22 protein-coding genes and 2 pseudogenes are annotated in these 24,803 nt (G+C 59.9%); 9 read left to right on the top strand and 15 right to left on the bottom strand.

What is annotated here, in order from left to right; translation table 11 throughout:
- Positions 1-159: 159 nt before the first annotated feature.
- The 3 genes from BS630_RS29565 to BS630_RS29555 are packed head-to-tail and all read right to left on the bottom strand — an operon-like array spanning position 160 to position 990.
- On the bottom strand, positions 160-399 hold the full coding sequence (locus tag BS630_RS29565) for a hypothetical protein (RefSeq protein WP_025397792.1): 240 nt from the start codon (positions 397-399) through the stop codon (positions 160-162).
- 9 nt (positions 400-408) lie between these two features.
- A complete protein-coding gene (locus BS630_RS29560; protein ID WP_077980227.1) occupies positions 409-669 on the bottom strand; it encodes a hypothetical protein in 261 nt (86 codons plus the stop codon).
- Positions 670-990: a helix-turn-helix transcriptional regulator gene (locus BS630_RS29555; protein WP_077980226.1), complete on the bottom strand. Its 321-nt coding sequence runs from the start codon at positions 988-990 to the stop codon at positions 670-672.
- A gap of 194 nt (positions 991-1,184) precedes the next feature.
- Here BS630_RS29555 and BS630_RS29550 point away from each other — a divergent pair, with 194 nt between their 5' ends.
- Positions 1,185-2,246, top strand: a complete 1,062-nt coding sequence (locus tag BS630_RS29550) for a class I SAM-dependent methyltransferase (protein WP_077980225.1) — start codon at positions 1,185-1,187, stop codon at positions 2,244-2,246.
- 21 nt (positions 2,247-2,267) lie between these two features.
- Here BS630_RS29550 and BS630_RS29545 read toward each other — a convergent pair whose 3' ends face one another.
- Positions 2,268-3,293 (bottom strand): AraC family transcriptional regulator, encoded by a 1,026-nt coding sequence (locus BS630_RS29545; RefSeq protein WP_170268835.1) that lies wholly within the window; start codon positions 3,291-3,293, stop codon positions 2,268-2,270.
- Positions 3,294-3,353: 60 nt separating this feature from the next.
- On the opposite strand from BS630_RS29545, the gene melA (BS630_RS29540) reads away from it, so the two are divergent.
- The 6 genes from melA (BS630_RS29540) to melA (BS630_RS29515) all read left to right on the top strand — a co-directional run bounded on the left by melA (BS630_RS29540) (position 3,354) and on the right by melA (BS630_RS29515) (position 12,423).
- Entirely contained in the window at positions 3,354-4,820 is a 1,467-nt protein-coding gene (gene melA / locus BS630_RS29540) for an alpha-glucosidase/alpha-galactosidase (protein ID WP_077980224.1), read from the top strand.
- A 124-nt stretch (positions 4,821-4,944) separates the two neighbouring features.
- Positions 4,945-7,032, top strand: coding sequence for an ABC transporter substrate-binding protein (locus tag BS630_RS29535; RefSeq protein WP_077980223.1), 2,088 nt, complete (start codon positions 4,945-4,947; stop codon positions 7,030-7,032).
- Positions 7,033-7,209: 177 nt separating this feature from the next.
- On the top strand, positions 7,210-8,217 hold the full coding sequence (locus BS630_RS29530) for an ABC transporter permease (RefSeq protein ID WP_077980222.1): 1,008 nt from the start codon (positions 7,210-7,212) through the stop codon (positions 8,215-8,217).
- Position 8,218: 1 nt separating this feature from the next.
- Positions 8,219-9,352, top strand: coding sequence for an ABC transporter permease (locus BS630_RS29525; RefSeq protein WP_077980221.1), 1,134 nt, complete (start codon positions 8,219-8,221; stop codon positions 9,350-9,352).
- Between the two features lie 10 nt (positions 9,353-9,362).
- Positions 9,363-11,030, top strand: a complete 1,668-nt coding sequence (locus tag BS630_RS29520; protein WP_077980220.1) for an ABC transporter ATP-binding protein — start codon at positions 9,363-9,365, stop codon at positions 11,028-11,030.
- 22 nt (positions 11,031-11,052) lie between these two features.
- Positions 11,053-12,423: an alpha-glucosidase/alpha-galactosidase gene (gene melA, locus BS630_RS29515; protein WP_077980219.1), complete on the top strand. Its 1,371-nt coding sequence runs from the start codon at positions 11,053-11,055 to the stop codon at positions 12,421-12,423.
- Positions 12,424-13,076: 653 nt separating this feature from the next.
- On the opposite strand, the gene BS630_RS29510 is transcribed toward melA (BS630_RS29515), so the two are convergent.
- The 4 genes and pseudogenes from BS630_RS29510 to BS630_RS29495 form a co-directional block, all read right to left on the bottom strand.
- A complete protein-coding gene (locus tag BS630_RS29510) occupies positions 13,077-13,304 on the bottom strand; it encodes a hypothetical protein (RefSeq protein WP_020053038.1) in 228 nt (75 codons plus the stop codon).
- Positions 13,305-14,280: 976 nt separating this feature from the next.
- A complete protein-coding gene (locus BS630_RS29505; protein WP_077980218.1) occupies positions 14,281-14,886 on the bottom strand; it encodes a hypothetical protein in 606 nt (201 codons plus the stop codon).
- A gap of 185 nt (positions 14,887-15,071) precedes the next feature.
- Positions 15,072-15,209, bottom strand: a pseudogene (locus tag BS630_RS29500) (polar amino acid ABC transporter ATP-binding protein); the annotation flags it as partial.
- A gap of 559 nt (positions 15,210-15,768) precedes the next feature.
- Positions 15,769-16,203, bottom strand: a complete 435-nt coding sequence (locus BS630_RS29495; RefSeq protein WP_077980217.1) for a hypothetical protein — start codon at positions 16,201-16,203, stop codon at positions 15,769-15,771.
- A 204-nt stretch (positions 16,204-16,407) separates the two neighbouring features.
- On the opposite strand from BS630_RS29495, the pseudogene BS630_RS29490 reads away from it, so the two are divergent.
- A pseudogene (locus tag BS630_RS29490) lies at positions 16,408-17,210 on the top strand (GGDEF domain-containing protein).
- Between the two features lie 179 nt (positions 17,211-17,389).
- Here BS630_RS29490 and BS630_RS29485 read toward each other — a convergent pair.
- Positions 17,390-17,689: a hypothetical protein gene (locus BS630_RS29485; protein WP_025397805.1), complete on the bottom strand. Its 300-nt coding sequence runs from the start codon at positions 17,687-17,689 to the stop codon at positions 17,390-17,392.
- 203 nt (positions 17,690-17,892) lie between these two features.
- The gene (locus BS630_RS29480; RefSeq protein ID WP_077980216.1) at positions 17,893-18,804 is read right to left on the bottom strand and encodes a nucleotidyltransferase and HEPN domain-containing protein; all 912 of its coding nucleotides are present in this window, start codon (positions 18,802-18,804) and stop codon (positions 17,893-17,895) included.
- A 622-nt stretch (positions 18,805-19,426) separates the two neighbouring features.
- Between BS630_RS29480 and BS630_RS29475 the strand changes: the two genes are divergently transcribed.
- Positions 19,427-20,347 (top strand): ArdC family protein, encoded by a 921-nt coding sequence (locus tag BS630_RS29475; RefSeq protein WP_077980215.1) that lies wholly within the window; start codon positions 19,427-19,429, stop codon positions 20,345-20,347.
- 37 nt (positions 20,348-20,384) lie between these two features.
- Here BS630_RS29475 and BS630_RS29470 read toward each other — a convergent pair whose 3' ends face one another.
- The 5 genes from BS630_RS29470 to BS630_RS29450 all read right to left on the bottom strand — a co-directional run bounded on the left by BS630_RS29470 (position 20,385) and on the right by BS630_RS29450 (position 24,753).
- Complete coding sequence (locus BS630_RS29470; RefSeq protein ID WP_077980214.1) at positions 20,385-20,630, bottom strand: WGR domain-containing protein; 246 nt, start codon at positions 20,628-20,630, stop codon at positions 20,385-20,387.
- Positions 20,631-21,099: 469 nt separating this feature from the next.
- The gene (locus tag BS630_RS29465; protein ID WP_077980213.1) at positions 21,100-21,900 is read right to left on the bottom strand and encodes an ABC transporter ATP-binding protein; all 801 of its coding nucleotides are present in this window, start codon (positions 21,898-21,900) and stop codon (positions 21,100-21,102) included.
- Positions 21,897-22,886, bottom strand: coding sequence for an ABC transporter ATP-binding protein (locus BS630_RS29460; protein WP_077980212.1), 990 nt, complete (start codon positions 22,884-22,886; stop codon positions 21,897-21,899). The genes BS630_RS29465 and BS630_RS29460 overlap by 4 nt, the downstream gene beginning before the upstream one ends.
- 1 nt (position 22,887) lies before the next feature.
- Positions 22,888-23,745, bottom strand: coding sequence for an ABC transporter permease (locus BS630_RS29455; RefSeq protein ID WP_077980211.1), 858 nt, complete (start codon positions 23,743-23,745; stop codon positions 22,888-22,890).
- Between the two features lie 3 nt (positions 23,746-23,748).
- Complete coding sequence (locus BS630_RS29450; protein WP_025397817.1) at positions 23,749-24,753, bottom strand: ABC transporter permease; 1,005 nt, start codon at positions 24,751-24,753, stop codon at positions 23,749-23,751.
- Positions 24,754-24,803: the final 50 nt, after the last annotated feature.

The raw sequence follows: 24,803 nt of genomic DNA, 5'->3' as shown, positions 1-24,803 counted from the left end.
GCGTAATTGCGCCAGTCCGGATCGATGCGGCGAGGCAACCGCAAAACAGCGCCCGCCGCCGCGGCGAACCGCCCCGCATCGAACTGTCTGGCGATGACTGGCGAGGATCGGATATGGCTTGCCGTTGCAGCTGGCACGTCCGTTCGCACGCCACCGGGATCACGGCGCTGAAATCGCCTGGAGCCGGTCGATGTCCACAAGCACGATGTCTTCCGAGACAGGTTCGCGATTGTGCAGCCGGAACCATTCCGCAGCTTCCCGCACGCGGTCACCATGCGGCGGCGGATAGGCGCCGAGTCCCAGAACCCATTCCCGCACGGTTTCTCGCTCCATCCGCCCGGCCCGGTACCGATCGCAGACGGTTTTCGCCGATGCGACGAGATCATTGATGCTTTTCACGGATATTCCTCAATGCACGGATGGCTCGTCTTCTTCGAGAAAGGATCGAATGCCGTCGCGGGCGACGACGGCCAGGAATTCGTCGAAGGCATCCCTGTCGGTCGGAAATGGCTCGTCCCAGCGGATCAGATCTTCCGATTGCGTGACCACCTCCATCGTCCAGTCTTCATTGCTGCCGGATGTGCGGAAGATATCGACGAGCACGGTGATTCCGTCGTCAGTGAATTCTCCCGCCAGTTCGGAGTGTTCAAGCTTCTCTTTCTTTGCCATTCAGCCGCCTGCACCGGGAGGGGCGTCATTTGTGAGATGCTCCTCGTATTGAACCGTCTGGGTTTCGTTCGTGTCGATCGAGGCGGTCGCGCGCTTTGCGAGGCGAACGCCGGCCCCTCCGCCGTTTTCGGGGATGAAAATGACGCCGCCAACTTCCAGCGCCTGCTTCATGTCCTGAAGTGTGCGTTCATAGGGAGCGCGCTTTCCGGCCTCGAAATTGGCAATCGTCGCCTTTGCAACTTTCGAGGCTGACGAGAGGTCGTCCTGCGACCACTCCAGAAGTGCCCGGGCAGCCCGACATTGAGCAGAAGATAGAGACAAAACGACAACCTTGCATCAAAAGCGTAGTCTGCTTCCGTAAAACTATACGAAAATCTCATCTCCACACAAGTGATGTTAGCCCGTCCGCCACATTCTTCGACCGCCGGTATTCCATCTGCAAAGGTCCGGGTGATTGACGGAATATCATTAAACTCTAATTTAGATCATCCTTATCACGCGCGGGGGAGGCAACAATGCGTGAACCAGATATGCAAAAACTCGATGCGCTTGTCGGTCGTCTTGTTGGCGACGTCGGCGCCGCCATGTCAGGCGCCCTGGTCGTGCTTGGCGACAAGGTGGGGCTCTTCAAGGCGATGGCCGACGGAACGCCGATGAGCGTCCAGGATCTTGCCGCGAAGACGGGGGTGAAGGAGCGCTACGTCAGGGAATGGCTGAGCGCCCAGGCGGCCGCCGACTACATCGCTTATGATGAAAAGACCGATCGTTTCAGCCTGACGCCGGAGCAGGCGATGGTGTTTGCCGAGGAAAACAGCCCGGCCTTTTTCGTCGGTGCCTTCGAGGTCGTTCAATCCATGTGGATGGACGAGCCAAAAGTCGCTGATGCCTTCCGCTCCGGCAAGGGTCTCGGCTGGCATGAGCACAGCACCTGCCTCTTCCGGGGAACCGAGCGGTTTTTTCGTCCGGGCTATAACAGCCATCTCGTCAATGAATGGATTCCGGCCCTTGGCGGCGTCGAGGAAAAGCTCAAGGCCGGAGCCAGCGTCGCCGATGTCGGCTGCGGTCATGGGGCATCGACCATCCTGATGGCGCAGGCCTATCCCGCCTCCCGCTTCACCGGCTTCGACTATCATGGCCCGTCGATCGAAAGGGCAAAGGCCGCCGCCGAAGATGCGGGTGTTGCGGACCGTGTGACCTTCCAGCAGGGCTCGGCGGCGGAATTTCCGGGGCGAGACTATGACATGGTCGCCATGTTCGACTGTCTTCACGACATGGGCGATCCAGTTGGCGCCGGCCGGCATGTCAAGGATACGCTTGGACCGAACGGGACGTGGCTGATCGTCGAGCCCTTTGCCCATGACCATCTCAAGGACAATCTCAATCCGGTCGGCCGTGTCTATTACGGTGCGTCGACGATGATCTGCACACCGGCATCGCTCTCCCAGGAGGTGGGGCTTGGGCTCGGCGCGCAGGCAGGAGAAATGAAGCTTCGAAAGGTCGCGCTCGACGCCGGGTTCACGCATTTCCGGCGCGCCACGGAAACGCCGTTCAACATGGTGTTCGAGGTGCGGGCCTGAAGCCAAGCCGGGGACGACCAGCTATCTCAGCTTGCCGATGCTGGCATACATGCCCGTCGTGCGGAATTCGGTGGGGTTGGTGCCGTAGACGCGGCGGAAGACTTTGGAGAAATAGTTGGGGTCTTCGAAGCCGCACATGATGGCGACTTCCTTGACCGGCAGGAAGTCCGCCTTGGTCAAAAGCTTGACGGCGCGCTGCAGGCGTTGCTGCAGCACGAATTCGGCCGGGGGCATGCCTTCGCTCTCGGCAAAGCTGCGCGAGAAATGCGCGCGGCTGAGGCCGACGATGCCGGCAAGCTCGCTGACCGGCAGCGGCTTTTCGAGATTGGCATTGATATGGTCGATCACCGGCTGCATGAGGCTGAGCTCGGCGGCGAAGGCCGGCGAGCCGAAGACGTCGTCGTAAAGCGCCATCGCCGCTTCATAGGCGATCGCCGAGGCGGCACCCGGCGACGTCGCGCCCTTGACCAGCCGCAGGCTGCAATCGGCGAGATGATCGATGGTCGCGGGCTGGAGCTTCAGCACCGGGCCGGCTGTCGACAGCACCATCTGGTGGATGCGCAGCGTTTCCTCGCCGTTCATCGAGATCCAGAAATATTCCCAGCGGTCGCCTTTCTCCAGCCAGTAGCGATGATTGTGCGGCACCAGGACGAGCAGCGTGTCGCCGCCCTGAAGGCGATAGTTGCGGTGCTGGTAGCGCAGCTGGCCGCTGCCGCTGATCGTGTGCTGGAGCACGGTGAAGGGAGTCTGGCCGCGCCGGCGGCCGTCCCAGTCATAGGTCTCGTTCTCGCGCACTTCATAACCGGCGCTGGTCGGCATGGCGTGTAATCGCTGGCGGCCGCGGGGCAGCGAAACCGTCCTCATCGACTGTCCGTTGGCGATCAAATCCTGCAGCACAAAATTACCCCTGAAAGCATAATCCTTCTCTGGTCGCCCTGCCGATTTCGGGCATAATCCCGGCCGACACGAGGAAGAGACCACGGCCGACAGAGCGGCCGGGAGGAAAAAGGCAGATTTTACGGTGTTTTCAGCCACATGCGTCAGCATGCGGCCTGATCCTCCACAACCGTCTTTTCCTTAGCATTCGATTGGGTCGAGGTGAAGATCATGAGTTTCAAAATCGCTATCATCGGTGCGGGCAGCGTCGGTTTCACCAAGAAGCTGTTCACCGACATATTGTGCGTTCCGGAGTTTCGCGACATCGAGTTTGCACTGACCGATATCAGCGAACACAATCTGGAAATGATCAAGGCGATCCTCGACCGCGTCGTCGAGGCGAATGGGCTGCCGACGAAGGTGACGGCGACGACCAACCGACGCCAGGCGCTGGAAGGCGCGCGCTACATCATCAGCTGCGTCCGGGTCGGCGGGCTCGAGGCCTATGCCGACGATATCAGGATCCCGCTGAAATACGGCATCGACCAATGCGTCGGCGATACGATCTGCGCCGGCGGCATCCTCTATGGCCAGCGCAACATCCCGGTCATCCTCGACTTCTGCAAGGATATCCGCGAGGTCGCCGAACCCGGCGCGAAATTCCTGAACTATGCCAACCCGATGGCGATGAACACCTGGGCGGCGATCGAATACGGCAAGGTCGACACCGTCGGCCTCTGCCACGGTGTCCAGCATGGCGCCGAACAGATTGCCGAGGTGCTCGGCGCAAAGTCGCTGAGCGAACTCGACTACATCTGCTCCGGTATCAACCACCAGACCTGGTTCATCGATCTGCGCCTCAACGGCCGCAGGATCGGCAAGGACGAGCTCATCGCCGCCTTCGAGGCGCATCCCGTTTTTTCGCAGCAGGAGAAATTGCGCATCGACGTGCTGAAGCGTTTCGGCGTCTATTCCACCGAAAGCAACGGCCATCTCTCGGAGTACCTGCCCTGGTATCGCAAGCGGCCGGACGAGATCACCCGCTGGATCGATATGTCCGACTGGATCCACGGCGAGACCGGCGGCTATCTCCGCCATTCCACCGAAACGCGCAACTGGTTCGAGACGGAGTATCCGCAATTCCTGGAATCGGCCGCAAAGCCGATCGATCCCGCCAAGCGCTCGAACGAACATGCGAGCCACATCCTCGAGGCGCTGGAGACGAACCGGGTCTATCGCGGCCATTTCAACGTCAAGAACAATGGCGTCATCACCAACCTGCCGTCCGATGCGATCATCGAATCGCCAGGCTTCGTCGATCGCTTCGGTATCAACATGGTCTCCGGCGTCACCCTGCCGGAAGCTTGTGCGGCCACCTGCATCGCCTCGATCAACGTCCAGCGCATGTCGGTGCATGCGGCGATATCGGGCGACATCGACCTTCTGAAGCTGGCCGTGCTGCACGATCCGCTGGTCGGCGCCGTCTCGACGCCGGAAGAGGTCTGGCAGATGGTCGACGAGATGGTCGTTGCCCAGGCGCGCTGGCTGCCGCAATATGCCGACGCCGTGCCGGCCGCCAAGGAGCGGCTGTCGAAATCGAAGGTGCAGACCCGCGACTGGGCGGGGGCCGCACGCCGCAACGTTCGCTCGATCGAGGAGCTGCGTGCGGAAAAGGCGGCGCTGAAACAGGCCGTCTGATATTTGTGAAGGATGGGTCGTCATGGGTTTCCGGGAGGGAAATCCATGACGTCAAACCCGCTTTCATGTCGTTCGAGGAAAAAGGAGCCGCGTGATCCGCGCTCCGGAACAAGAGGGAGAAACGATGATGAATTTCCGCAACGCAGGCATTCTGGCCGGACTGGCGCTTAGCGTCTCAGCCGCGGCGCTGAACGCCTATGCCTCCGAGCCAACCATCCCACCCGCACCGGCCGACTTCCCCGCCGAAGGCAAGATCAACTATGTCGCGCGCGACTCCATCCTGGAGTTCAAGGCGCTGCCCGAATATCACGAGCCCGACTGGGTCACGAAGAATTTCGTCGCCTCCGGCAAGCTGCCGCCGGTCAAGGATCGCCTGCCGAAGGAGCCCATGGTCTTCAAAACAGGCAATATGCCCGACGGCATCGGCGTCTACGGCGATACGATGCGCCACGTCATCGGCGGCCGGCCGGAAGGCTGGAACTATGGCGCCGGCCAGACGCAGGGCTGGGGCGGCATCGATATCGGCCTTTCCGAATGCCTGACGCGCACCGCGCCGCTGTTCCAGGTGCAGGCGTCCGACACCGAACCGCTGCCCAACCTCGCCAAGAGCTGGGATTGGTCTGAAGACGGTCATAAGCTGACCATGCACCTGATCGAAGGCGCCAAGTGGTCGGACGGTGCGCCGTTTACCGCCGACGACATCATGTTCTACTGGGAAGACGAAGTGATCGACCCGAACGTCTCGCCGCTTGGCGGCGGCGCCTCGCCGGAAGCCTTCGGCACCGGGACGACGCTGAAGAAGATCGACGATTACACCGTCGAATGGACCTTCAAGGAGGCCTTTCCGAAACAATATCTCTACACGATGTCCTACCCGAACTTCTGCCCGGGTCCGTCACATATCCTGAAGCCGAAGCATCCGAAATATTCGAAGAACACCTACGACCAGTTCAAGAACGCCTTCCCGCCGGAGTTCATGAACATGCCGGTCATGGGCGGCTGGGTGCCGGTGGAATATCGCTCCGACGACATCATCGTCATGCGCCGCAACCCCTATTACTGGAAGGTCGACGAGAAGGGCAATCAGCTGCCTTATCTGAACGAGCTGCACTACAAGCTCTCGACCTGGGCCGACCGCGACGTTCAGGCCGTGGCCGGATCCGCCGACATCTCGAACCTCGAGCAGCCGGAAAACTTCGTCGCCTCGCTGAAGCGTGCCGCGGAAGAAACCGCGCCCGCCCGCCTTGCCTTCGGTCCGCGCCTCATCGGCTACAATCTTCGCATGAACTTTTCCGCCAATGGCTGGGGCAACCCGGACGAGCGCGGTCAGGCGATCCGTGAGCTGAACCGCAACGAGGACTTCCGCAAGGCCGTCACCATGGCGCTCGACCGCAAGGCGATCGGCGACTCGCTGGTCAAGGGACCGTTCACCGCGATCTATCCCGGCGGGCTCTCCTCCGGCACCAGCTTCTACGACCGCAACTCGACCGTCTACTATCCTTTCGATCTCGAGGGCGCCAAGGCTGAACTCGCCAAGGCCGGCCTCAAGGACACCGACGGCAACGGCGTCGTGAACTTTCCGGCCGGCACGGCAGGCGGCAAGGATGTCGAAATCGTCATGCTGATCAACAATCAGTACACGACCGACAAGAGTCTTGCCGAAGGTGTCGTCGGCCAGATGGAGAAGCTCGGCCTGAAGATCGTCATCAATGCGCTCGACGGGGCCAAGCGTGACGACGCCCACTATGCCGGCCGCTTCGACTGGCTGATCCAGCGCAACACGACGGAGCTGTCGTCGGTGGTGCAGAACACCGAGCAGCTCGCCCCTGTCGGTCCGCGCACCAGCTGGCACCACCGCGCCGGCAAGGATGACCAGCTCGATCTGATGCCCTTCGAACAGGAGCTTATCGACGTCATCAACAAGTTCAGGACGAGCCAGAGCAACGAGGAGCGCGTCGACCTGATGAAGCAGTACCAGAAAATCTCGACCGAGCACGTCAATACTGTGGGCCTGACGGAGTATCCGGGCGCGCTGATCATCAATAAGCGGTTCTCGAACGTGCCGCAGGGCACGCCGATCATGATGTTCAACTGGGCTGAAGACTCGGTGATCCGCGAACGCATGTGGGTGGCCGCCGACAAGCAGGGCAAATACGAGCTGTTCCCCGAACAGCTGCCCGGCAAGCCCGGCGAGAAGGGTCCGATCAACTGATGCATGATGCCCGGAAACAAAGAGTTAAAGCGCGTCGCATGTGATGCGACGCGCTGGAGAGCTCCCTCCCAGCTGAAGTGAGTTCCGGGCCGCGCGTGCCGCGCGCGGCCCGATATGACCAACGAGCCGGCCGCGCTGACAAGGAGCGACTGGCGGCAAGGAGAAGCGAACCGTCTGATGTTACGATTCCTGCTCGTGCGCATAGCCTCCGCGATCCCCATTCTCTTCATCCTGAGCGTGGTGACTTTCGCAATCATCCAGGCCCCGCCCGGCGACTATGCCGATTACATCCGCTCCCAGCTGATCAACCAGGGGGGCGCCTCCTATGCCCAGGCCGAAGCGCAAGCGCAGGCTTACCGCGTCGAACACGGGCTCGATAAGCCGCTGGTCGTCCAGTACATCAACTGGATCGGCGGAATTGTGACGCGCGGCGATTTCGGTTACAGCATGTTCTACAACAAGCCGGTCGCCGATGTCGTCGGTGAACGCCTGCCGCGAACGTTGCTTCTGGCGCTCGTCTGCCACCTCTTTGCCTCGGTGCTTGGCATCGGCTTCGGCATCTGGGCGGCAACGCGACAGTACAGCTGGATCGACAGCCTGCTTTCGGGAATTTCCTTCCTCGGCATGACGGTGCCGCGCTTCCTGATGGCGCTGATCATCGTCTATCTCCTGGTCTTTCAGCTCAACGTGACCGAGATCGGCAGCTTCTTCTCGCCGCAATATGGCGGGGCGCCCTGGTCCTGGGCGAAATTCGTCGATCTCGTCCACCATGTCTGGCCGGTCGTGGCGATCGCCACCTTCGGCGGGCTCGCCTACAACATGCGCGTCATGCGCGGCAATCTGCTCGATACGCTGAACGCCCAATATGTCGAGACGGCCAAGGCCAAGGGCCTTTCAGGCGGAGCGGTGGTGATGCGCCATGCGGTGCCGAATGCGCTGCATCCGCTGGTGATGTACCAGGGGGTCGTGCTGCCTTACATGCTGACCGGCGAGATCGAGACCGCCATCATCTTCGCGCTGCCGACCGTCGGTCCGGCGATCGTCGGCTCGATGGCGGTCGGCGACGTCTATGTCACCGCCACCTTCATGATGGTGCTGTCGGCGACGCTGATCGTCGGCAACATCATCGCCGACATGCTGCTCGCCTTGCTCGATCCGCGTGTCCGCCAATATGGAGGAGCCTGAGATGCTTGCTTTCGACTCTTCTGCAACACCGCCGACGACCGACATCGTGGCCAAGCCATCGCGTGGGCATGAGAGCTATATCGCCCTTGTCTGGCGCCGGCTGAGGCGCTCCTGGACCGGCATGGCCGGGCTCGTGCTCGTCGTGCTCCTGCTCCTCATGGCGATCTTTGCCGATTTCTTCGCGCCGATGGATCCGAAGGCGACCGATGTCGGCTTCGCGCCGCCACAGGTGATGAGCTTCCACGACAAGGACGGCAATTTCGTCTTCCAGCCGCGCGTCTATGCGCTGTCGGATTCCGAAGAGCTTGATCCGGTCACCTTCCAGCCGATCGTCGGCATCGACTACGACAATCCGCGGCTGCTCGGCTTCTTCGTCAAGGGCGCCGAATACCGGCTGTTCGGCCTGATCCCCGCCAACCGTCACTTCTTCGGCTCGACCGACGGAAAGCCGGTGCATTTTCTCGGCACCGACAAGTTCGGCCGCGACGTGCTGTCGCGCGCCATCATCGGCTCGCGCATCTCGCTGACGATTGCCCTAACGGTGGTCTTCATCGTCACCGTCATCGGCACCACCGTCGGCATGGTATCGGGCTATTTCGGCGGCACCTTCGACGTCTGGCTGCAGCGTTTCGTCGAGCTGGTGCTGGCCTTCCCCCAATTGCCGCTCTATCTGGCGCTGACCTCGCTGATCCCGGTGACGGCGCCGACCAATGTCTTCCTCGCCTTCGTCATCGTCGTCATGTCGGCGCTCGGCTGGGCGCAGATGTCGCGCGAGGTGCGCGGCAAGACACTGGCGCTCGCCCGCATCGATTATGTCCGGGCGGCCATGGCCGTCGGCGCCACCGACACACGCATCATCTTCCAGCACATCTTGCCGAACGTGATGAGCCACGTCATCGTCGCGGTGACGCTGCATATACCGAGTGTCGTGCTGCTGGAATCCTTCCTCGGTTTCCTCGGCTTTGCGGTTAAGCCGCCGCTGATCTCCTGGGGGCTGATGCTGCAGGATACGGCGACTTATTCGGTGATCGGCTCCTATCCCTGGATTCTCGCTCCCGTCGGCTTCGTGCTCGTCACCGTCTTCGCATTCAATGCGCTCGGCGACGGACTGCGCGACGCGGTCGATCCTTATTGAGGTGATTGATATGGCTCTTGCACTGGTCAATTCCTTCGCTCCGCCCGTCCGCCATGATCATGATGGCCGTTCGGACACGCCGATCATCGATGCCCGCAACGTGGCGGTGAATTTCAAGGTCGAGGACGGCATGGTCGAAGCCGTCAAGGACGTCTCCTTCCAGCTCTATCGCGGCGAGACGATCGCGATCGTCGGCGAATCCGGTTCGGGCAAATCGGTGACGGCGCGAACCGTGATGGGATTGTTGTCAAAGCGCGCCGTCGTCTCCGAGAAATCGACGGTCGCCTATGACGGCAGCAATATTCTGAAATTCTCCGAGCGGGCGCGCCGCAAGCTGCGCGGCGATCGCATCTCGATGATCTTCCAGGAGCCGATGAGCTCGCTGAACCCGATCTATACGATCGGCAGCCAGATTGTCGAAGCGATCCGCGTGCATCGCCGGATCAGCAAGAGGGATGCGCAAAAGCGCGCGCTCGAACTGCTGGAACATGTGCAGATCCCCGATCCCGCCGCGCGGCTCATGCAATATCCGCATCAGCTTTCCGGCGGCCAGCGCCAGCGGGTGATGATCGCCATGGCGCTTGCCAACGATCCCGATGTGCTGATCGCCGACGAGCCGACGACGGCCCTCGACGTCACCGTGCAGGCGCAGATCCTCAACCTGATCCGCAACCTGCAGAAAGAGCTGGGGATGGCCGTCATCCTCATCACCCACGACCTGACGGTTGTGCGGCAGTTCTCGGATTACGTCTATGTGATGCAGTACGGCGAAGTGCGCGAGCACAACACCACCGAAGCGCTGTTTGCCAATCCGCAGGACGCCTATACCAAGCATCTGCTCGCCTCCGAGCCGCGCGGCCTGGCCAATCCGCTGCCCGAAGGATCGGATGTCATCCTCGATGCCAAGGGCGTGCGCGTCTCCTTCATGATGCGTCACGGCACATTTCTCAAGCCGGCGATGCGTGAGCTTGTCGCCGTCGACAGCCTCGACCTGACGTTGCGCCGTCACGAGACGCTGGGGCTGGTGGGCGAATCCGGCTCCGGCAAGACGACGTTCGGCCAGGCGATCCTACGGCTGAACACACCCGACAGCGGCGAGATCCGTTTCGACAATCAGCCGATCCACGGCCTGTCCAGGTCCGAGATGCGGCCCTTGCGCGCCCGAATGCAGGTGGTGTTCCAGGACCCGTTCTCATCGCTCAATCCGCGCATGACGATCGGCCAGATCATCGAGGAAGGTCTCGTCGTCAACAGGCTGGGCGCGACCAAGGCCGAACGCCAGGATCGGGTGCGCGAAGCGCTGATTGCTGCCGGCATGCCGGGCAATATCCTGTCGCGTTTCCCGCACGAATTTTCCGGCGGCCAGCGCCAGCGCATCGCCATTGCCCGCGCCATCGCGCTGGAGCCGGAATTCATCCTCCTCGACGAGCCGACATCGGCGCTCGACCTTTCCGTCCAGGCGCAGATCATCGAACTGCTGCGCAAGCTGCAGGACGAGCGCGGCCTTAGCTACCTCTTCATCTCCCACGACCTCAAGGTCGTCAGGGCGCTCTGCCATCGCGTTATTGTCATGCAGCATGGCAAGATCGTCGAAGAGGGTCCCGTCGACGAAGTACTATCCCATCCCAAGACCGCCTACACCGAACGGCTCGTCAAGGCCGCTTTCGAGGTAGCATGATTATCGAATGCCGGAGGCTATAATGGCAGGAAATCCCAAAATCACTTTCATCGGAGCAGGCTCCACCGTCTTCATGAAGAACATCGTCGGCGACGTGCTGCAGCGGCCCGCGCTGTCAGGCGCGACGATCGCGCTGATGGATCTCAATCCGCAGCGGCTGGAGGAAAGCGCCGTCGTCGTCAACAAGCTGATCTCGACGCTCGGCGTGAAAGCGAAGGCCGAGACCTATTCCGACCAGCGCAAGGCGCTTGCAGGCGCCGATTTCGTCGTCGTCGCCTTCCAGATCGGCGGCTATGAGCCCTGCACGGTCACCGATTTCGAGGTGCCGAAGAAATACGGGCTGCGCCAGACGATCGCCGATACGCTCGGCGTCGGCGGCATCATGCGCGGGCTTCGCACCGTGCCGCATCTCTGGAAGGTCTGCGAGGACATGCTCGCCGTCTGCCCCGAGGCGATCATGCTGCAATATGTCAACCCGATGGCGATCAACACCTGGGCGATATCGGAGAAATATCCGACCATCCGCCAGGTCGGCCTTTGCCATTCGGTCCAGGGCACGGCGATGGAACTGGCCCATGATCTCGACATCCCCTACGAGGAGATCCGTTACCGTGCGGCCGGCATCAACCACATGGCCTTCTATCTCAAGTTCGAGCATCGCCAGGCTGACGGTTCCTACCGCGACCTTTATCCCGATCTCGTGCGCGGCTACCGCGAGGGCAGGGCGCCGAAGCCCGGCTGGAACCCGCGCTGCCCGAACAAGGTGCGCTACGAGATGCTGACGCGGCTCGGCTATTTCGTCACCGAAAGCTCTGAGCATTTCGCCGAATACACGCCCTATTTCATCAAGGAGGGCCGCGAGGACCTCATCGAGAAATTCGGCATTCCGCTCGACGAATATCCGAAACGCTGCATCGAGCAGATCGAACGCTGGAAAGGCCAGGCAGAGGCCTATCGTTCGGCCGACAAGATCGAAGTCGCGCCGTCGAAGGAATATGCCTCCTCGATCATCAACTCGGTCTGGACCGGCGAACCCTCGGTGATCTACGGCAATGTCCGCAACAATGGCTGCATCACTTCGCTGCCTGCCAATTGCGCCGCCGAAGTCCCTTGCCTCGTCGATGCCTCCGGCATCCAGCCGACCTTCATTGGCGACCTGCCGCCGCAACTGACCGCGCTGATCCGCACCAATATCAACGTCCAGGAACTGACGGTGCAGGCGCTGATGACGGAAAATCGCGAGCACATTTATCACGCGGCGATGATGGACCCGCATACGGCAGCCGAACTCGACCTCGACCAGATCTGGTCGCTGGTCGACGACCTGCTCGCCACCCACGGCGACTGGCTGCCCGAATGGGCACGCACGACCCGCAAAGTCCAAGCCGCCTGATCCCCTCTCCCGGGTGAGGCGTCAAGAAGCCCCGCGGTCGCAACAACCGCGGGGCTTTTTGCGCGTGTGGGGTGGGGCGCTTTTTCGATTAAGGTGCCGGCAGGCCATCGGCTGTTGCGCAGGCGAGATGGCGATACGTCGGATTGGCGGAGTTCTTGCCGGGCGACTTGAATTAAACACAGTCCGACGCTATCTAACGGTCATCGGCGTTGCTGGTGAGTGCTCCACGCGAGCGTTCGCGACTGCCGAAGTCGCTTATCTGCTTTTGACCACGGATGTACTGGCACTGGTGTGAGAGCGATGTTGGAAAGGTCGGTGCGATTTCGCCCCGGCCTTTTTTATTTGCCCGTTAGCCAGGGCGGCAAGTGTCCCCTCAAACGACATCGGTGTCGTCTCCAACAAGGTTGGCTGCGTCTTCAGGGCTCAAACTGGGTCGGCCCCATCGTCGAACTTCCCGCAAGTTCCGATGGGTTATGGCAGCAAACTTCTCCATCGGGCAGTCACCGGTCAGTTAGACGGTTCGATCTGCTACGACTGGACCCCGAAGGGTTGGTCGTTGTGTTTCGATTAAAGGAAAAGCGATTGTCGGTATGAACGCCCGACAAAAAGGGTGCCCTCTGTCAGGCCCCTCGTTCGCTTGCCCGGTGAACGGTTCACTCGGCGGCTTGCCGGAGAGGGTATTCTTCTGGGAGCTCCACCAGAGCGATGATCTCGAAGTCTGCGGGCATAGCGTGCTGATCGGTTCCCAGGAGCGCCAGCGTCCAATAGTCAGAATCCTTCCCGAAGACCGTGGAGACCCGAACGATCGTCGGTCGTCCGTCGAAATATTTCGAGGACTTCGCCCAGTAAAATGCATCCGGAACCAAACTCGCTGCAATCATGACGCCTACTCCCGTGACCTGTGGATGATAGCGGAAAACCTGGAAATGAGAATGCCTCAGCTTGTCCAGGTCGTCATCGGGTGGATAATGATCACCCGTCGATCTACCCGGCTTCCAATTCCTCGCACGACGACCTTCCAGCGCAGAGACGCGGCACTGCTCCGAAGCCGCCGTTCGTCGTCGGGCAGAACCTTCAAATGGGCGGCTCGACTTTGCTGCCACCCAGTCCGGCTAGTCCGCTCATTCAGGCGGTGTCTGGCGGTTCCGAGGCACTGACGGAGGTTCGAAGCGCGACTAGAGTCGTTGCGGTTGTAGCTTGGTGATGCGACGCAGCTCCTTTGGAAGCTCCGTGCTGATCGAGAGCCACACCTGAATAGAAATCCGATTCCACACTGCGCATCTACGGTAGGGGCCGCCGTTTGCCGCCGGCGCTGACGTCACGTACTGGCGCTGACCCGCGTGCATCCCCCTTGCCTCGGGCGCCGCTTATCAAGCGTCATCCCTGCGAATGGTCGATAGCTATGCTGCAGATGGATATATGCTCTGACGACGGCAGTCTGGCTGCCTCGGAACTTTTGATCTCGCCAGTCTGTTCGTACCGTTGAATGGAGGAGCTGACCATGTCCAAAAAGAATAATGCCCCATCACAGGGGGGCAATCTTAAAGAGCAGCCTGTCAATCGCCCTGACCGTAAGGAAGCGCTACCAGAGACTGACGATCACAAACCCCCGGCTCGAGATACGAGGGAGGCACCGGTGCCCAACCCAAACGGCGAGCCTGTCGACAGACCTTAGCAACTGCCGGACCCTCGTGAAGCAACTTTAGCGGGTTCGTTGTCTGGAACAACGACGATCCAACCGTCTCGCGATGCCATCACCGATATCGCACGTTATTGGCACGGCCGGAGGCGGTCGCTCAGCATTCATGAAATTGATGCGAAGCTGCTTTCGTACTGGCAGTCTGACCTCACGATCAATCAGTTGCCCCAGCCAATTTGGAACCGATCAAATCGAACCTCGCTCAACGGCTGGTTGGAGGGGCCTAGCCTTACCGAACGAAGAACGAGACGAAGCTCGGGGGAATAGTATTGTTCAAAAATAATCGGAGGCAATCCCGTCAGTTCGAGACGGCTGTTGACGGCCCAAACTTTGTAGGAACAAGACGCGATAGCTTCTTCTCCCCAGCCGTCGAACCTAATAATAGTAACGCCCGAAACGGATTTTTGGCCATTGATGAAAAGCTTAGTCTCGGATTGCCAGTTCTTCTTCTGTGGTAGATCGTCTAACGCAATCGCATTCGCGTATTTCAGCTCATGCGTCCCGCTGGCACTAACTCTCTTTTCGACGAGCAAGGGGTGCAAATATACAGCCGACACCGGCTGCAGTGAACGGTTACGCTCCATCAGCCGTTGTTCGGTGAGACCCGGACCGTCCGGCTTGTAGAACGCGGAAAAGAAAGGCACTTCTCTGGTAAGCAGCACGCCCTGTTTGGTTTCTTTTGCGCTCAAGCAATTGCCAGAGGCGGGCGCCGCCAATGTTAGTCCAACCAACAGGGACGACAAACTTCTCAGCAAGATCGACATTCCAGATATCCCTCATCGAGACTGTGATGCTTTTGGCCTGACCCGATGTCACAACAACAGCATGAACACCCGATCTGCCAACGCGATGCAGCACCTGCGATCCGTGGGTGGTAAACGCGGTGAGGTCGCGTCGGAGCCGTGACCGAGTCACGTAACGGGCGGAACTAGTGGCGCAGGATCTCGCCGCCGGCATCCATGAACACCACGCGTTGCGCGACCTTGCGGGCAAAGCCCATTTCGTGGGTCACCATCGTCATGCCTTCCTCCGCGACAGCGACCGACATGGGATCGAACGCCGAGGTTGGTTCGTCGTAAACAGCCAGGCTGTGTTTCTAAAGCGGTCGAAACACTGTCGATGGGCTAGTAACCGCCTATCTCACCGCGAACTGGGCCTATCCCCTGCGGCTGTGCATAGGTTGTGTTGTCCGATCCGCTAGTTGCGCATCCTGAGAGTGTCATGAAGACGATTGCTGCTGCGGCCAAAATGTTTTTCAGAGGCACGGCGTTCTCCGATCATGGCAGACTGCCCAGGCCTCAAGGGCCACGCCGGGGATTTTCCGTTAAATTACCTACAATGGCAAGCGCGTGGTTAGCTGGCGGCAAAGTAGCGATATGGCCTCTTCAAGCGTCTCCCTGACTAGTCACTCGGCGTGGCATCTTTCCCCATAGATGTGGGTGCTGCTGGTGAACGCCCTGACCCAAGTTCTTAGGGGCGTGGTCGGCCAGCGCAGAAAACCTGGTTCCTGCTGACCAGCAGGAACCAGCCGCTTCAGAAATCTGCCCCCTCAAAATGTCAGCGATAGTCGATGCCGCAGGAGCAACGACCCGACGGGGATCGATGCATCCCCGACTAGCACGTCAGATGGTGGCCTTTGGCCTCAATCAGGCAAACCACGCACGAAGCTGAGCGAAGAACCCGTCTGGTTTGGAGCCTGACATCTTTCGCAAACGGCGAGCGACGACTGCCGCGCTGACGCGTTCACCGAAATGGCAGAAGCACACAAGATCATGCAATTGCTCATCGCTGAGTTCGAAGAACCGCTTGGCCTCTCCATAGCTGTCATTTTCCATTCCTGCCGCCCGCAGCATGGGATCAGCGAATGCAACGGAGATCGGGGTGCCGTCATCCCTGAGAGCAAGCCGATCGGCAATCGGTTGATATTCGGTTTCGTGAAGTGTCTTGAGGAACGGCCTGGGGCTGTGTTCGAGACTTTCGGCCCACTGTTCAAGCCGTTCGCGCCGTGTCATTTCAAGACGCTTGCAGGTCGGGCTGACAGTTGCGATGCTTTTCAGCTGGTCTAATGCGTACTGTTCCATTTCGGCCTCCTATCTTCGGAAAAATAGATGGTCCGCCTCCCAAACACAGCGTCGCTCAGGTCGAAGCCGTTGTCCAATCACGATTGAAAAACGCCGCTTGTTGACGTTTGCGTAATCACTTGAGGCGCCTTTGCTTGCGGACTGGCTCTTTTCTCATAAGCTTTCTATGCCATGTCATACCAAGGCAACCAGACAGGGTTCGGTATGGACGAGATATTCGAACAGCTTCTGCACCTTGCTGAACACACCGAAACGCTGATTGCGGTCTATGACAGCCACGACCTGCTGCAATACGCCAACAGCGCCTTTCGTTCGGTCTATTTCATCGAGCCGGATGAAACGCCGCTCTGGCCGGATCTCATGCGGCGAATTTCGAGCTCGCGCGAGGCACCGTCATCCGGACGAGCAGTTTCGACGAATGGCTGCGGTCGACGCAGTCACGCCGCGGCAAGATCGGCTATCGCGCTTTCGAGACGGACCTCTACGATGGCCGGTGGTTCTGGATGACCGAGGCAGTCCAGAAGAACGGCTGGATGTTGTGCATAGCGAGCGACAACCGCCGCTTTGTGATGGGCCGAGTCGACGACATGCTGGCGGCCCCCGAGCATGGAAGCAACGGCTGCCTTGCCGTATTCGACATCGACAATTTCAAACACATCAACGATCGGCTCGGTCACCACGCCGGGGATCTCGTGTTGCGCGACTTTGCCCATCGCATTCATCAGAATGTTCGCCGCAACGATTGTTTTGGGCGGGTCGGCGGCGAGGAGTTCGTTCTGGTGATGCCGGCAACCGGGCCGGAGGACGCCATTGCCATGGTCGAGCGTATGCTGACGGTGATCCGCTTCTCCCGGCCTCTGCCTGACTCGCCCGACTTCAGCTACACGTGTTCTGCCGGCATTGCCGCCTGTGCCCCCTCAGACAGCGCTTCGGACCTTTATCGACGCGCCGATCAGGCACTCTATGCTGCCAAATTAAGCGGCCGGGACAAGGTGCGCGCAGCGTAGGTGCTTAATGCATGTCGCCCGGAAGCGTGCAGCGGTTCCGGCCAACGACATGCATAAAAACGAAAGCTATCCAGTTGAACCTCAATTTGATCAGGCGACTTCGTCGCGCCGCAGTCGTGGCCGACGATAATCTGGACCTGGTCGCTGAGGCAGGAACTAGTGGTACCGCGCGCGATCCATCAAATCCCCGACCCGTAAAGCTCCTGGTCATCGTCGCCTTCCCAGGGGGAGGGCATCGAGGTGCGATTGGCCGAGGGCATCGGCATCCAACACTTCAATTCCGGCTCGGCGTACTCGATGATATGCCCTGGCGAGGAATCAGATGCGCGCCAGCCTTCTCCAGCGAACTGATCGCCATTCGACCAATAGGCGAGGTCAACTTCCGCCGGCCCCTGTTCGGACGGGCGAATCGTGACGAGGATCCGGCTACCGTCTCGCGGTGCACTTGCCATGTCGCGCCAGCGGTCTGTATCGTCCATCGTTTTCCTCCTGCCTCGCTGCAGCTTGCGAGTGTCGCCTCGCCATCGGAAACGGTCAATTGAAAGTTTGTACCAGACCTTCAGAAGGCAAATTGCGGGCGGCAGCTTCCACTTCTTCCAAGACGACCGGCGACATACTCTCTCTGGACTTGTTCGGTCGTGGAACCGCATCCTAGAGGCTCGGGCAGGTTCGCTGACAACAGCTAGATATTATTTCGCTCAAGCTTTTCCAAATGCTCGGAGCATACGGTTTTGACCAACTCAAGTAGCTTTGCCGTTCGCTCCCCAAGCCAAAGAAGCGCTTCGTCGGTGATCTCGAAATGCACGGAATACCGTGCCTTCACGTAGGCTTCGTTCAGCGTGTTGAACCAGGCACGTTCTTTGTGCTGATCGCGAGGAAAGGCCTCCGCCAGACGGCGGTCCTGTTCCTCGGCGAGCGAGCGTAGGAACTTGATGTTGTGAGATGGTGGGCCATAATTGGTCAGGGTCAGCAGGACGCAAGAGTAGGCTTGTTCGAGCGATTGATGCATGATGAACGCGGCTTCATTGTAGTCCTTCTCAGCCATGCAGAACATCGATAGCTTGTGGAGCTTCGAGGCACTCCTGAACCGATGTTCAAAGTGGACCCTCGCTAGCCGCAACCGATCGGCCGGCGAAAGCGCCTGCGGCTCAGCAAGCGGCTCATCATCCAATTCGTAAAGGACGATGCCTTCCTTGCGAATGTCGGAGAAGAAATACTGACCTTCCTTGAGATAGGTGTTCACCTCCCGCCTGGAATGAACGATGAAGCTTACCGGCGTTTCGATCGACTTATCGTGGATCAGGCGGTCAGCCGCCTTATACCAGTATTCGGCGAAATCGCAGAGCTTGCGATCGTTGACGATGATCAGCAGATCGAAGTCCGAGCGATAACCCTTCATCGTGAAAGGTTCATCGACCCATCCGCCCTTGGCGTAGGAGCCGAATAGGACGATCTTCAGGATCCGGCCGCGCTTCTTAAAATCAGCCGTGCCTTCCTTCAGCGCATCCTGGAATTCCTCATGGAGAATCTTGAGAACTCGTCCGAGTTCTCGCTGTTTGCGAAGGGGCATATGGTTAAGGGATGATTTCATCATGGAGAGCAGAGGTCGCGGGGCGGCTTAAAAATGACTTTGAGAAATTCAGAGCATAAACCCGATTCTACACTGGTTGCGTTAAACCACAAATCGTAAATGGATTGATGATCCGTCCTGGAGAAAGCGGCCGGCGGCGAAGAGCTCCAGTTGGCGGCGCAAGCGTTCCGCCAGGTCCTCAGCGCAGTCATCCACTAGACTAGTTACGCAGTTCTGTTTCCTTCAAGCCAATTAGCTGGATCTATTTGGTGAGCCGTACCTTTACTGCCGTTAGGCATTCGTTCTTCGCGTCGCCCCCCCTCGCGCGATCGCATCGCCCACAACCCGCTCGCTCACTTGCGCGTTTACCCAACTGAGCCATGTTCGCTGCAGTTCATGAGCCATCCTAGCGACCGCATAACGGCTCGCGGATTTGCCATGTCCGCCTCCGTCTAAACCTTCCACTTGAATTGCGGCCATCGCGTCCTGCCCCGGCTTTTGGTCCTGCCAGGCTCACGCCGCCGGCAACGGCTTTGCCGTCCTCCACTGCGTTGCGGCCCTGCGGGTGCAGACAGCACTTGCAGCCCGGCTTTCGGACCGCCGTAGCAGGTCGCGATGGCCGCGACCTCGAAACGGAGGTTCAGACATGAGCAGGCAACAATCCAATCAACGATCCGATGTCTACAGCCGCATCACCGGCAAGATCATCGCCGATCTCCAACAGGGTGTGCGGCCATGGACCAAACCCTGGACGACGGGACATGCGACAGCCGAGGTCAGCCGGCCACTGCGCCATAACGGCCAACCCTACACCGGGATCAACGTCCTGCTCCTCTGGTCCGAAGCCATCGCCCGCGGCTTTGCCTCGTCGAGGTGGATGACGTTTCGCCAGGCAATCGAACTCGGCGGCGCCGTCCGCAAGGGCGAAACCGGAACAACCGTCGTCTTCGCCAGTTCGTTCATCCGCACCGAGACGACCGAGACGGGCACCGAGATCGAACAGGATATCCCGTTCCTCAAAGCTTACACGGTGTTCAACACCGATCAGATCGCCGGCCTTAATGGCCGCTTTGACGACGTCGCACCTGTCCAGGATCCGATGAGCCGCATTGGCGATGCCGGCCGCTTCCTTGCCAATACCGGCGCCCTGATCCGGCACGGAGGATCGGCTGCCTACTATGCCGCTCAGCGTGACTACATCCAGATGCCATGCCTGGATGCCTTCAGGGACGACGCCGCCTATGTCGCCGTCCTCAGCCACGAGATCACCCACTGGACTGGGGCACCGCGACGGCTTGATCGGGATCTCAGCCGCTACGCGAAAGATAGGAGCGATCGGGCCCGCGAAGAGCTTGTCGCCGAACTCGGCAGCGCGTTTCTCTGCGCCGATCTCGGCATTGTCCCAGAGCTCGAACCACGCCCCGACCACGCAAGCTATCTAGATGGCTGGCTGAAGGTTCTGGGCAACGACAAGCGCGCCATCTTCTCGGCGGCAGCACATGCGCAGCGCGCCGTCGACTACCTGCATTCCTTGCAGCCGGAACTCGAAGAGGAGGAGGCGGGGTAAGCCGTCTCTTCTTTCAATTGGCCATGAGAGACGCGGCTTACCGCAGCAGCAGATAGCCTCGCGAGTGCTTCCTGCGCAAAAGAGTGAGCAGGAGATCGAATGCTTTTAACTCGCTATCGAAGACATGGATCTTCTGCTGCCCGCGGCTGCCGATGCGTCCCCAGCTGCGGACGAGCGAGGTGCCGCCAAAGAGGTTCGGCTCGATCGACAGCGCATAAAAGCGTGCCATGTTTTTGTCAGGCTCTCTGCGTTCGATGTAGAGGTGAAAGGGCTGAAGTGTCATGCCGGCAAGATCGCAAAGAGTAGGCGGCGACGTCCAACGACATTTATGAATCGGTTATGGCTGATCGATTCATCGGGGTGATGAGAACGGCTTGCCTCATCTATCCTATTTTGCAAACAATCCGGCAAATTCCGGGTCGCATAACAGCGCAACTTTGTCGCAATAATCGGCCGATAACGGGCAAACAGCAGCTCGCCGTAGGAATGGATGTTCCCGAGGGCCGTCTCTCAACTCGCGGAGGAAAAGGATATCGTCAGTGCGATCGAAATGCGCTTTGGTCGCGCCTTGGACTTGCGGAGAAACTGAAGCGAGCCGGCTTCATCAGGCTGATGACGTCGAGCCTATCCAACAGGCCCCTCCGCCTTGCCGACCGCAGTTATCGCGCAGAACCACGCAAACAGATGAAATTGAGGCGCCCATCGAAGCGGAGCAATTACCCTCACCCTTTCGCAGCAATTACGTCGCCGCACTAAAAATCCGCCGCCAGCACCGCATCCTTCAGTGCCCGCGAATACTCATGCTGCGGATCATCCAACACCGCTCGCGCCTGTCCCCGCTCGACGATTTCACCTTTGCGCATGATAATGATGTTGTCGCTGATGTAATAGGCGGTGGCGAGGTCGTGGGTGATGTAGACGATGGAAAGGCCAAGCTCGTTTTTCAGGCGGCTAAAGAGATTGACGATCGCCATGCGCAGCGAGGCGTCGACCATCGAGACCGGTTCGTCGGCCACCAGCAGGCGGGGTTGCGGGATCAACGCGCGGGCGATGGCAACGCGCTGAAGCTGGCCGCCCGACAATTCGTGGGGAAACCGGCCTTTCACTTCTTCAAGGGTCAGGCCGACATGGACGAGGGCGGCATCCGCCATCCGCTCTGCCTGCTCTCGGTCCGGCCGTTTTCCCGAGAACGAAAAATTGCGGGCCGTCTCAAAGAGATAACGATCGACACGTTTCAGCGGATTGAAGGCTTCGAAGGGGTTCTGCAGAACCGGCTGGACCTCCTTCATGAAAGCCTTGCGCTCGGATCGGCTATGAATGGCGACGGTCTTGCCGCTGAATTGAAGCTCTCCTTCGGTTGGTTCGGTCTGCCCGAGGATCATCGCCGCGATCGTCGATTTTCCCGATCCAGATTCGCCGACGATCGAGAGGATCTCCGGCTCCGCTCCCAGTTCGAAGCTGACGTCCTTGACCGCCGTGATCAGACGCCGGCCAAGCATGCCGCCCTGGCGGTAAACTTTGGTGACATGCGAGAGGCTAAGAAGAGCGCTCAAACCGGATCTCCCGTAACGGCAAAACACGCCACCCGCCGCCCCGGCTCGACGGTGACGAGCGGCGGAACCTTCTGCGAGCAGATCTCCATGCGCTTCGGACAGCGCGGGTGGAACCGGCAGCCTTCCGGCGGCATGGCGAGGTTGGGGGGGCGGCCCTCGAGCGAAGGGCGGGCCGTCGCATCGCCGATCCGCGGCAGGCTGCCGACGAGGTGCTGCGTATAGGGGTGGAGCGGTTTGCTGAAGAGCTTGGGGGTCGGCGCTTCCTCGACAAGACGCCCGGCATAGACGATGCCGATGCGGTCGGAGACCGTCGCGTGAACCCCCATATCATGGGTGACGAACAGGAAGGACGAGCCCATCTCGCGCTGGATTTCGCGGATCATCGACAGCACGTCGCGCTGAACGATGACGTCGAGCGCGGTCGTCGGTTCGTCGGCGATGATGAATTCGGGCGTCAGGATGGTGGCCAGCGCAATGGTCATGCGCTGGCGCATGCCGCCGGAGAGTTCGTGGGGATAGGCGTCGAGCAGATGCGGATCGAGCTTCAGCCGCTGCAGATGGGTGGCGACCCTTTCGAAAAACACCGGGCCGCTGACCTTCATGTGGCGAAAGGCGAAATCGGTGAAGGAATGCCGGATCCGGCGCACTGGATTGAGCACATTCATCGAGCCCTGCATGATATAGGACAGATGCTTCCAGCGCAGCGCCAGCCGATCCTCCGGCTTCATCGCGTAGATATCCTGGGTGCCGCCGTCGAAATGGAATGTCACTTTACCGGACACGACCCGCAGCGGCGGCCGGATTGCGCCGGCGATGGTCTTGATCAGGGTGGTCTTGCCGCTGCTCGATTCACCGGCGACGCCGTAGACCTCACCGCGGGCGATGGTCAGGCTGATATCGTCGACAGCACGCACCTCGCGATCGACGCCAAAGAGGAAGGCACGGTAATAGGCTTTCAGATTCTCAATTTCGACCAAAGGATCCATACTAACTTCCCATCCGGTTCAGCCGGCTGCGCGGATCATTGTATTCGTTCATCGACATGGACAGCAGGAAGAGCGCCAGGAAGAGGACGACGATGACGGCGACGGGGGCGGCCACCCACCACCATATGCCTGATATCAGCGCCGAATGGGCATTGGCCCAATAGATCATCATGCCCATGGTCGGCGTCTCGATATCTGTGAAGCCGAGCACCGACAGGGTGATCTCCATGCCGATCGACCAGATCATGTTGTTCATCGTGGTGGCAAAGACGATCGGCAGAACATAGGGCAGGTGCTCCTCGACGAGGATCTTGCGCATGCTCATGCCGGAATAGACGCTCTGGGTGGTGAAGGATCTGGTCTTCAGGCTGATCGCCACCGAGCGGATGAGGCGCGCGTCATAGGACCAGCCGAGCGAGGCCATGATGAGGATCAGCGCCGTCCAGGTCATGCTGTCCTTCAGCACAAAATAGAACAGGATCAGCAGCGGAAATTGCGGGATGACCATGACGCTGTCGTTGATGGCCATCAGCACCCGGTCGACGGCGCCGCCGGCATAACCGGCGACGAGGCCGACGACCAGCGAGATGATGCGTGAGATGAAGGCGACGCCGATGCCGAAAAACAAGGTGTTCCTGAGGGCAGTCGTCAATTGCCAGAAAACGTCCTGGCCGCGCGATGTCGTGCCGAGCCAATATTCGCCATCGGGCGGCATGTCGGGCGGCAGAAGATAGATGTCGGTCGCGCTGTAAGGCGAGAAATAGGACACCACTATCAATCCGACGATGACGGCAAAGAGCAGCAGGCCGCTGAGGAATTCCATATTCTGGCGCGCGAGGTCGCGGACGATCGTAAACATGCTCTATTCCACCTTGATGCGCGGGTCGATCAGCGGGCTCAGAATGTCGATGATGAACACTGCGGCGGCGACGCCGACGATCGACAATGCGCTGAGGCCGAGCACCAGGCTGTAATCGCCGGCATGCACCGCTTCGATCAGCAGGTTGCCGATGCCCGGATAACCGAAGACGATTTCGGTAATGACCGTGCCGTTGAAGATCGCGCCGAGCGACATGGCAAGCCCGGTGAACTGCGGCACCATGGCATTGCGGGCGATATAGGAGCGCAGGATCTTTCGCTTCGGAACGCCGCCGAGCTCGGCGAAGACGACGTAATCCTCGGTGATGATGTTGGAAACGAGCGCGCGCATGCCGATCAGCCAGCTGCCGGCGCCGACCAGGATCAGCGACAAGGCCGGCAGGATCGAGTGTTTCAGGATATCGAAGACCAGCGCAAAGGAGAGGTCCAGATTGGCGTTCATCTCGTAGCCGCCATTGATCGGCAGCACCGGCCAGAGATAGCCGAAGACAATCAGAAGCACGAAGGCCAGAATGTAATAGGGAATGGGAAGCAGGGCGATGAAGACGAGGCTGACGGCTTTCAGCACCATGTCCTTGCGGTAATAGCCGGCGAGTGCGCCGAGCGCATTGCCGAGCACGAAGGTGATGAGGGTCGACACCGTCATCAGCCCGATAGTCCAGGGCAGGGACCGCAGGATGATGGTGGAAACGGGTGTGGGAAAGGCCGAGAGCGAGGGACCGAGATCACCGGTCGCGAGCCGCAGCCAGAAATTCAGATATTGCTGCCAGATCGAGCCTTCCATGCCGTAGAGCTCGCGAAGCGACTGGCGCATCAGCTCGATCGCATTGGGATCGGACTGCCCCATCTGGGTGATGGCGCCTATGCTTTCTTCGACCGGATCGATCGGGGTCAGGTGGGTGACGAAGAATGTGATGGTCACGCCAAGGAATACGACAAGCAGAAACTGACCGAACCGCTTCAGCACAAAGATCAGATAGGACGTCATAGGGCGGTGGTTCCTCTCTGGTTCCCTTCATCAAGTGGAAAGGATCGACG

The organism is Rhizobium laguerreae (assembly GCF_002008165.1).
GTDB classification, from domain to species: domain Bacteria; phylum Pseudomonadota; class Alphaproteobacteria; order Rhizobiales; family Rhizobiaceae; genus Rhizobium; species Rhizobium laguerreae.
This window is presented reverse-complemented; position numbering and strand designations above follow the sequence as displayed.

What these genes read in the sequence shown, in the direction of transcription:
- melA (WP_077980219.1), top strand. Translation starts at nt 11,053, where the DNA reads ATGGCAGGAAATCCCAAAATCACTTTCATCGGAGCAGGCTCCACCGTC.
- BS630_RS29520 (WP_077980220.1), top strand. Translation starts at nt 9,363, where the DNA reads ATGGCTCTTGCACTGGTCAATTCCTTCGCTCCGCCCGTCCGCCATGAT.
- BS630_RS29485 (WP_025397805.1), bottom strand. Translation starts at nt 17,689, where the DNA reads ATGGACGATACAGACCGCTGGCGCGACATGGCAAGTGCACCGCGAGAC.
- BS630_RS29560 (WP_077980227.1), bottom strand. Translation starts at nt 669, where the DNA reads ATGGCAAAGAAAGAGAAGCTTGAACACTCCGAACTGGCGGGAGAATTC.
- BS630_RS29480 (WP_077980216.1), bottom strand. Translation starts at nt 18,804, where the DNA reads ATGATGAAATCATCCCTTAACCATATGCCCCTTCGCAAACAGCGAGAA.
- BS630_RS29495 (WP_077980217.1), bottom strand. Translation starts at nt 16,203, where the DNA reads ATGGAACAGTACGCATTAGACCAGCTGAAAAGCATCGCAACTGTCAGC.
- BS630_RS29535 (WP_077980223.1), top strand. Translation starts at nt 4,945, where the DNA reads ATGATGAATTTCCGCAACGCAGGCATTCTGGCCGGACTGGCGCTTAGC.
- BS630_RS29525 (WP_077980221.1), top strand. Translation starts at nt 8,219, where the DNA reads ATGCTTGCTTTCGACTCTTCTGCAACACCGCCGACGACCGACATCGTG.
- BS630_RS29505 (WP_077980218.1), bottom strand. Translation starts at nt 14,886, where the DNA reads ATGTCGATCTTGCTGAGAAGTTTGTCGTCCCTGTTGGTTGGACTAACA.
- melA (WP_077980224.1), top strand. Translation starts at nt 3,354, where the DNA reads ATGAGTTTCAAAATCGCTATCATCGGTGCGGGCAGCGTCGGTTTCACC.
- BS630_RS29460 (WP_077980212.1), bottom strand. Translation starts at nt 22,886, where the DNA reads ATGGATCCTTTGGTCGAAATTGAGAATCTGAAAGCCTATTACCGTGCC.
- BS630_RS29475 (WP_077980215.1), top strand. Translation starts at nt 19,427, where the DNA reads ATGAGCAGGCAACAATCCAATCAACGATCCGATGTCTACAGCCGCATC.
- BS630_RS29550 (WP_077980225.1), top strand. Translation starts at nt 1,185, where the DNA reads ATGCGTGAACCAGATATGCAAAAACTCGATGCGCTTGTCGGTCGTCTT.
- BS630_RS29455 (WP_077980211.1), bottom strand. Translation starts at nt 23,745, where the DNA reads ATGTTTACGATCGTCCGCGACCTCGCGCGCCAGAATATGGAATTCCTC.
- BS630_RS29530 (WP_077980222.1), top strand. Translation starts at nt 7,210, where the DNA reads ATGTTACGATTCCTGCTCGTGCGCATAGCCTCCGCGATCCCCATTCTC.
- BS630_RS29450 (WP_025397817.1), bottom strand. Translation starts at nt 24,753, where the DNA reads ATGACGTCCTATCTGATCTTTGTGCTGAAGCGGTTCGGTCAGTTTCTG.
- BS630_RS29545 (WP_170268835.1), bottom strand. Translation starts at nt 3,293, where the DNA reads ATGCTGACGCATGTGGCTGAAAACACCGTAAAATCTGCCTTTTTCCTC.
- BS630_RS29470 (WP_077980214.1), bottom strand. Translation starts at nt 20,630, where the DNA reads ATGACACTTCAGCCCTTTCACCTCTACATCGAACGCAGAGAGCCTGAC.
- BS630_RS29510 (WP_020053038.1), bottom strand. Translation starts at nt 13,304, where the DNA reads ATGATTGCAGCGAGTTTGGTTCCGGATGCATTTTACTGGGCGAAGTCC.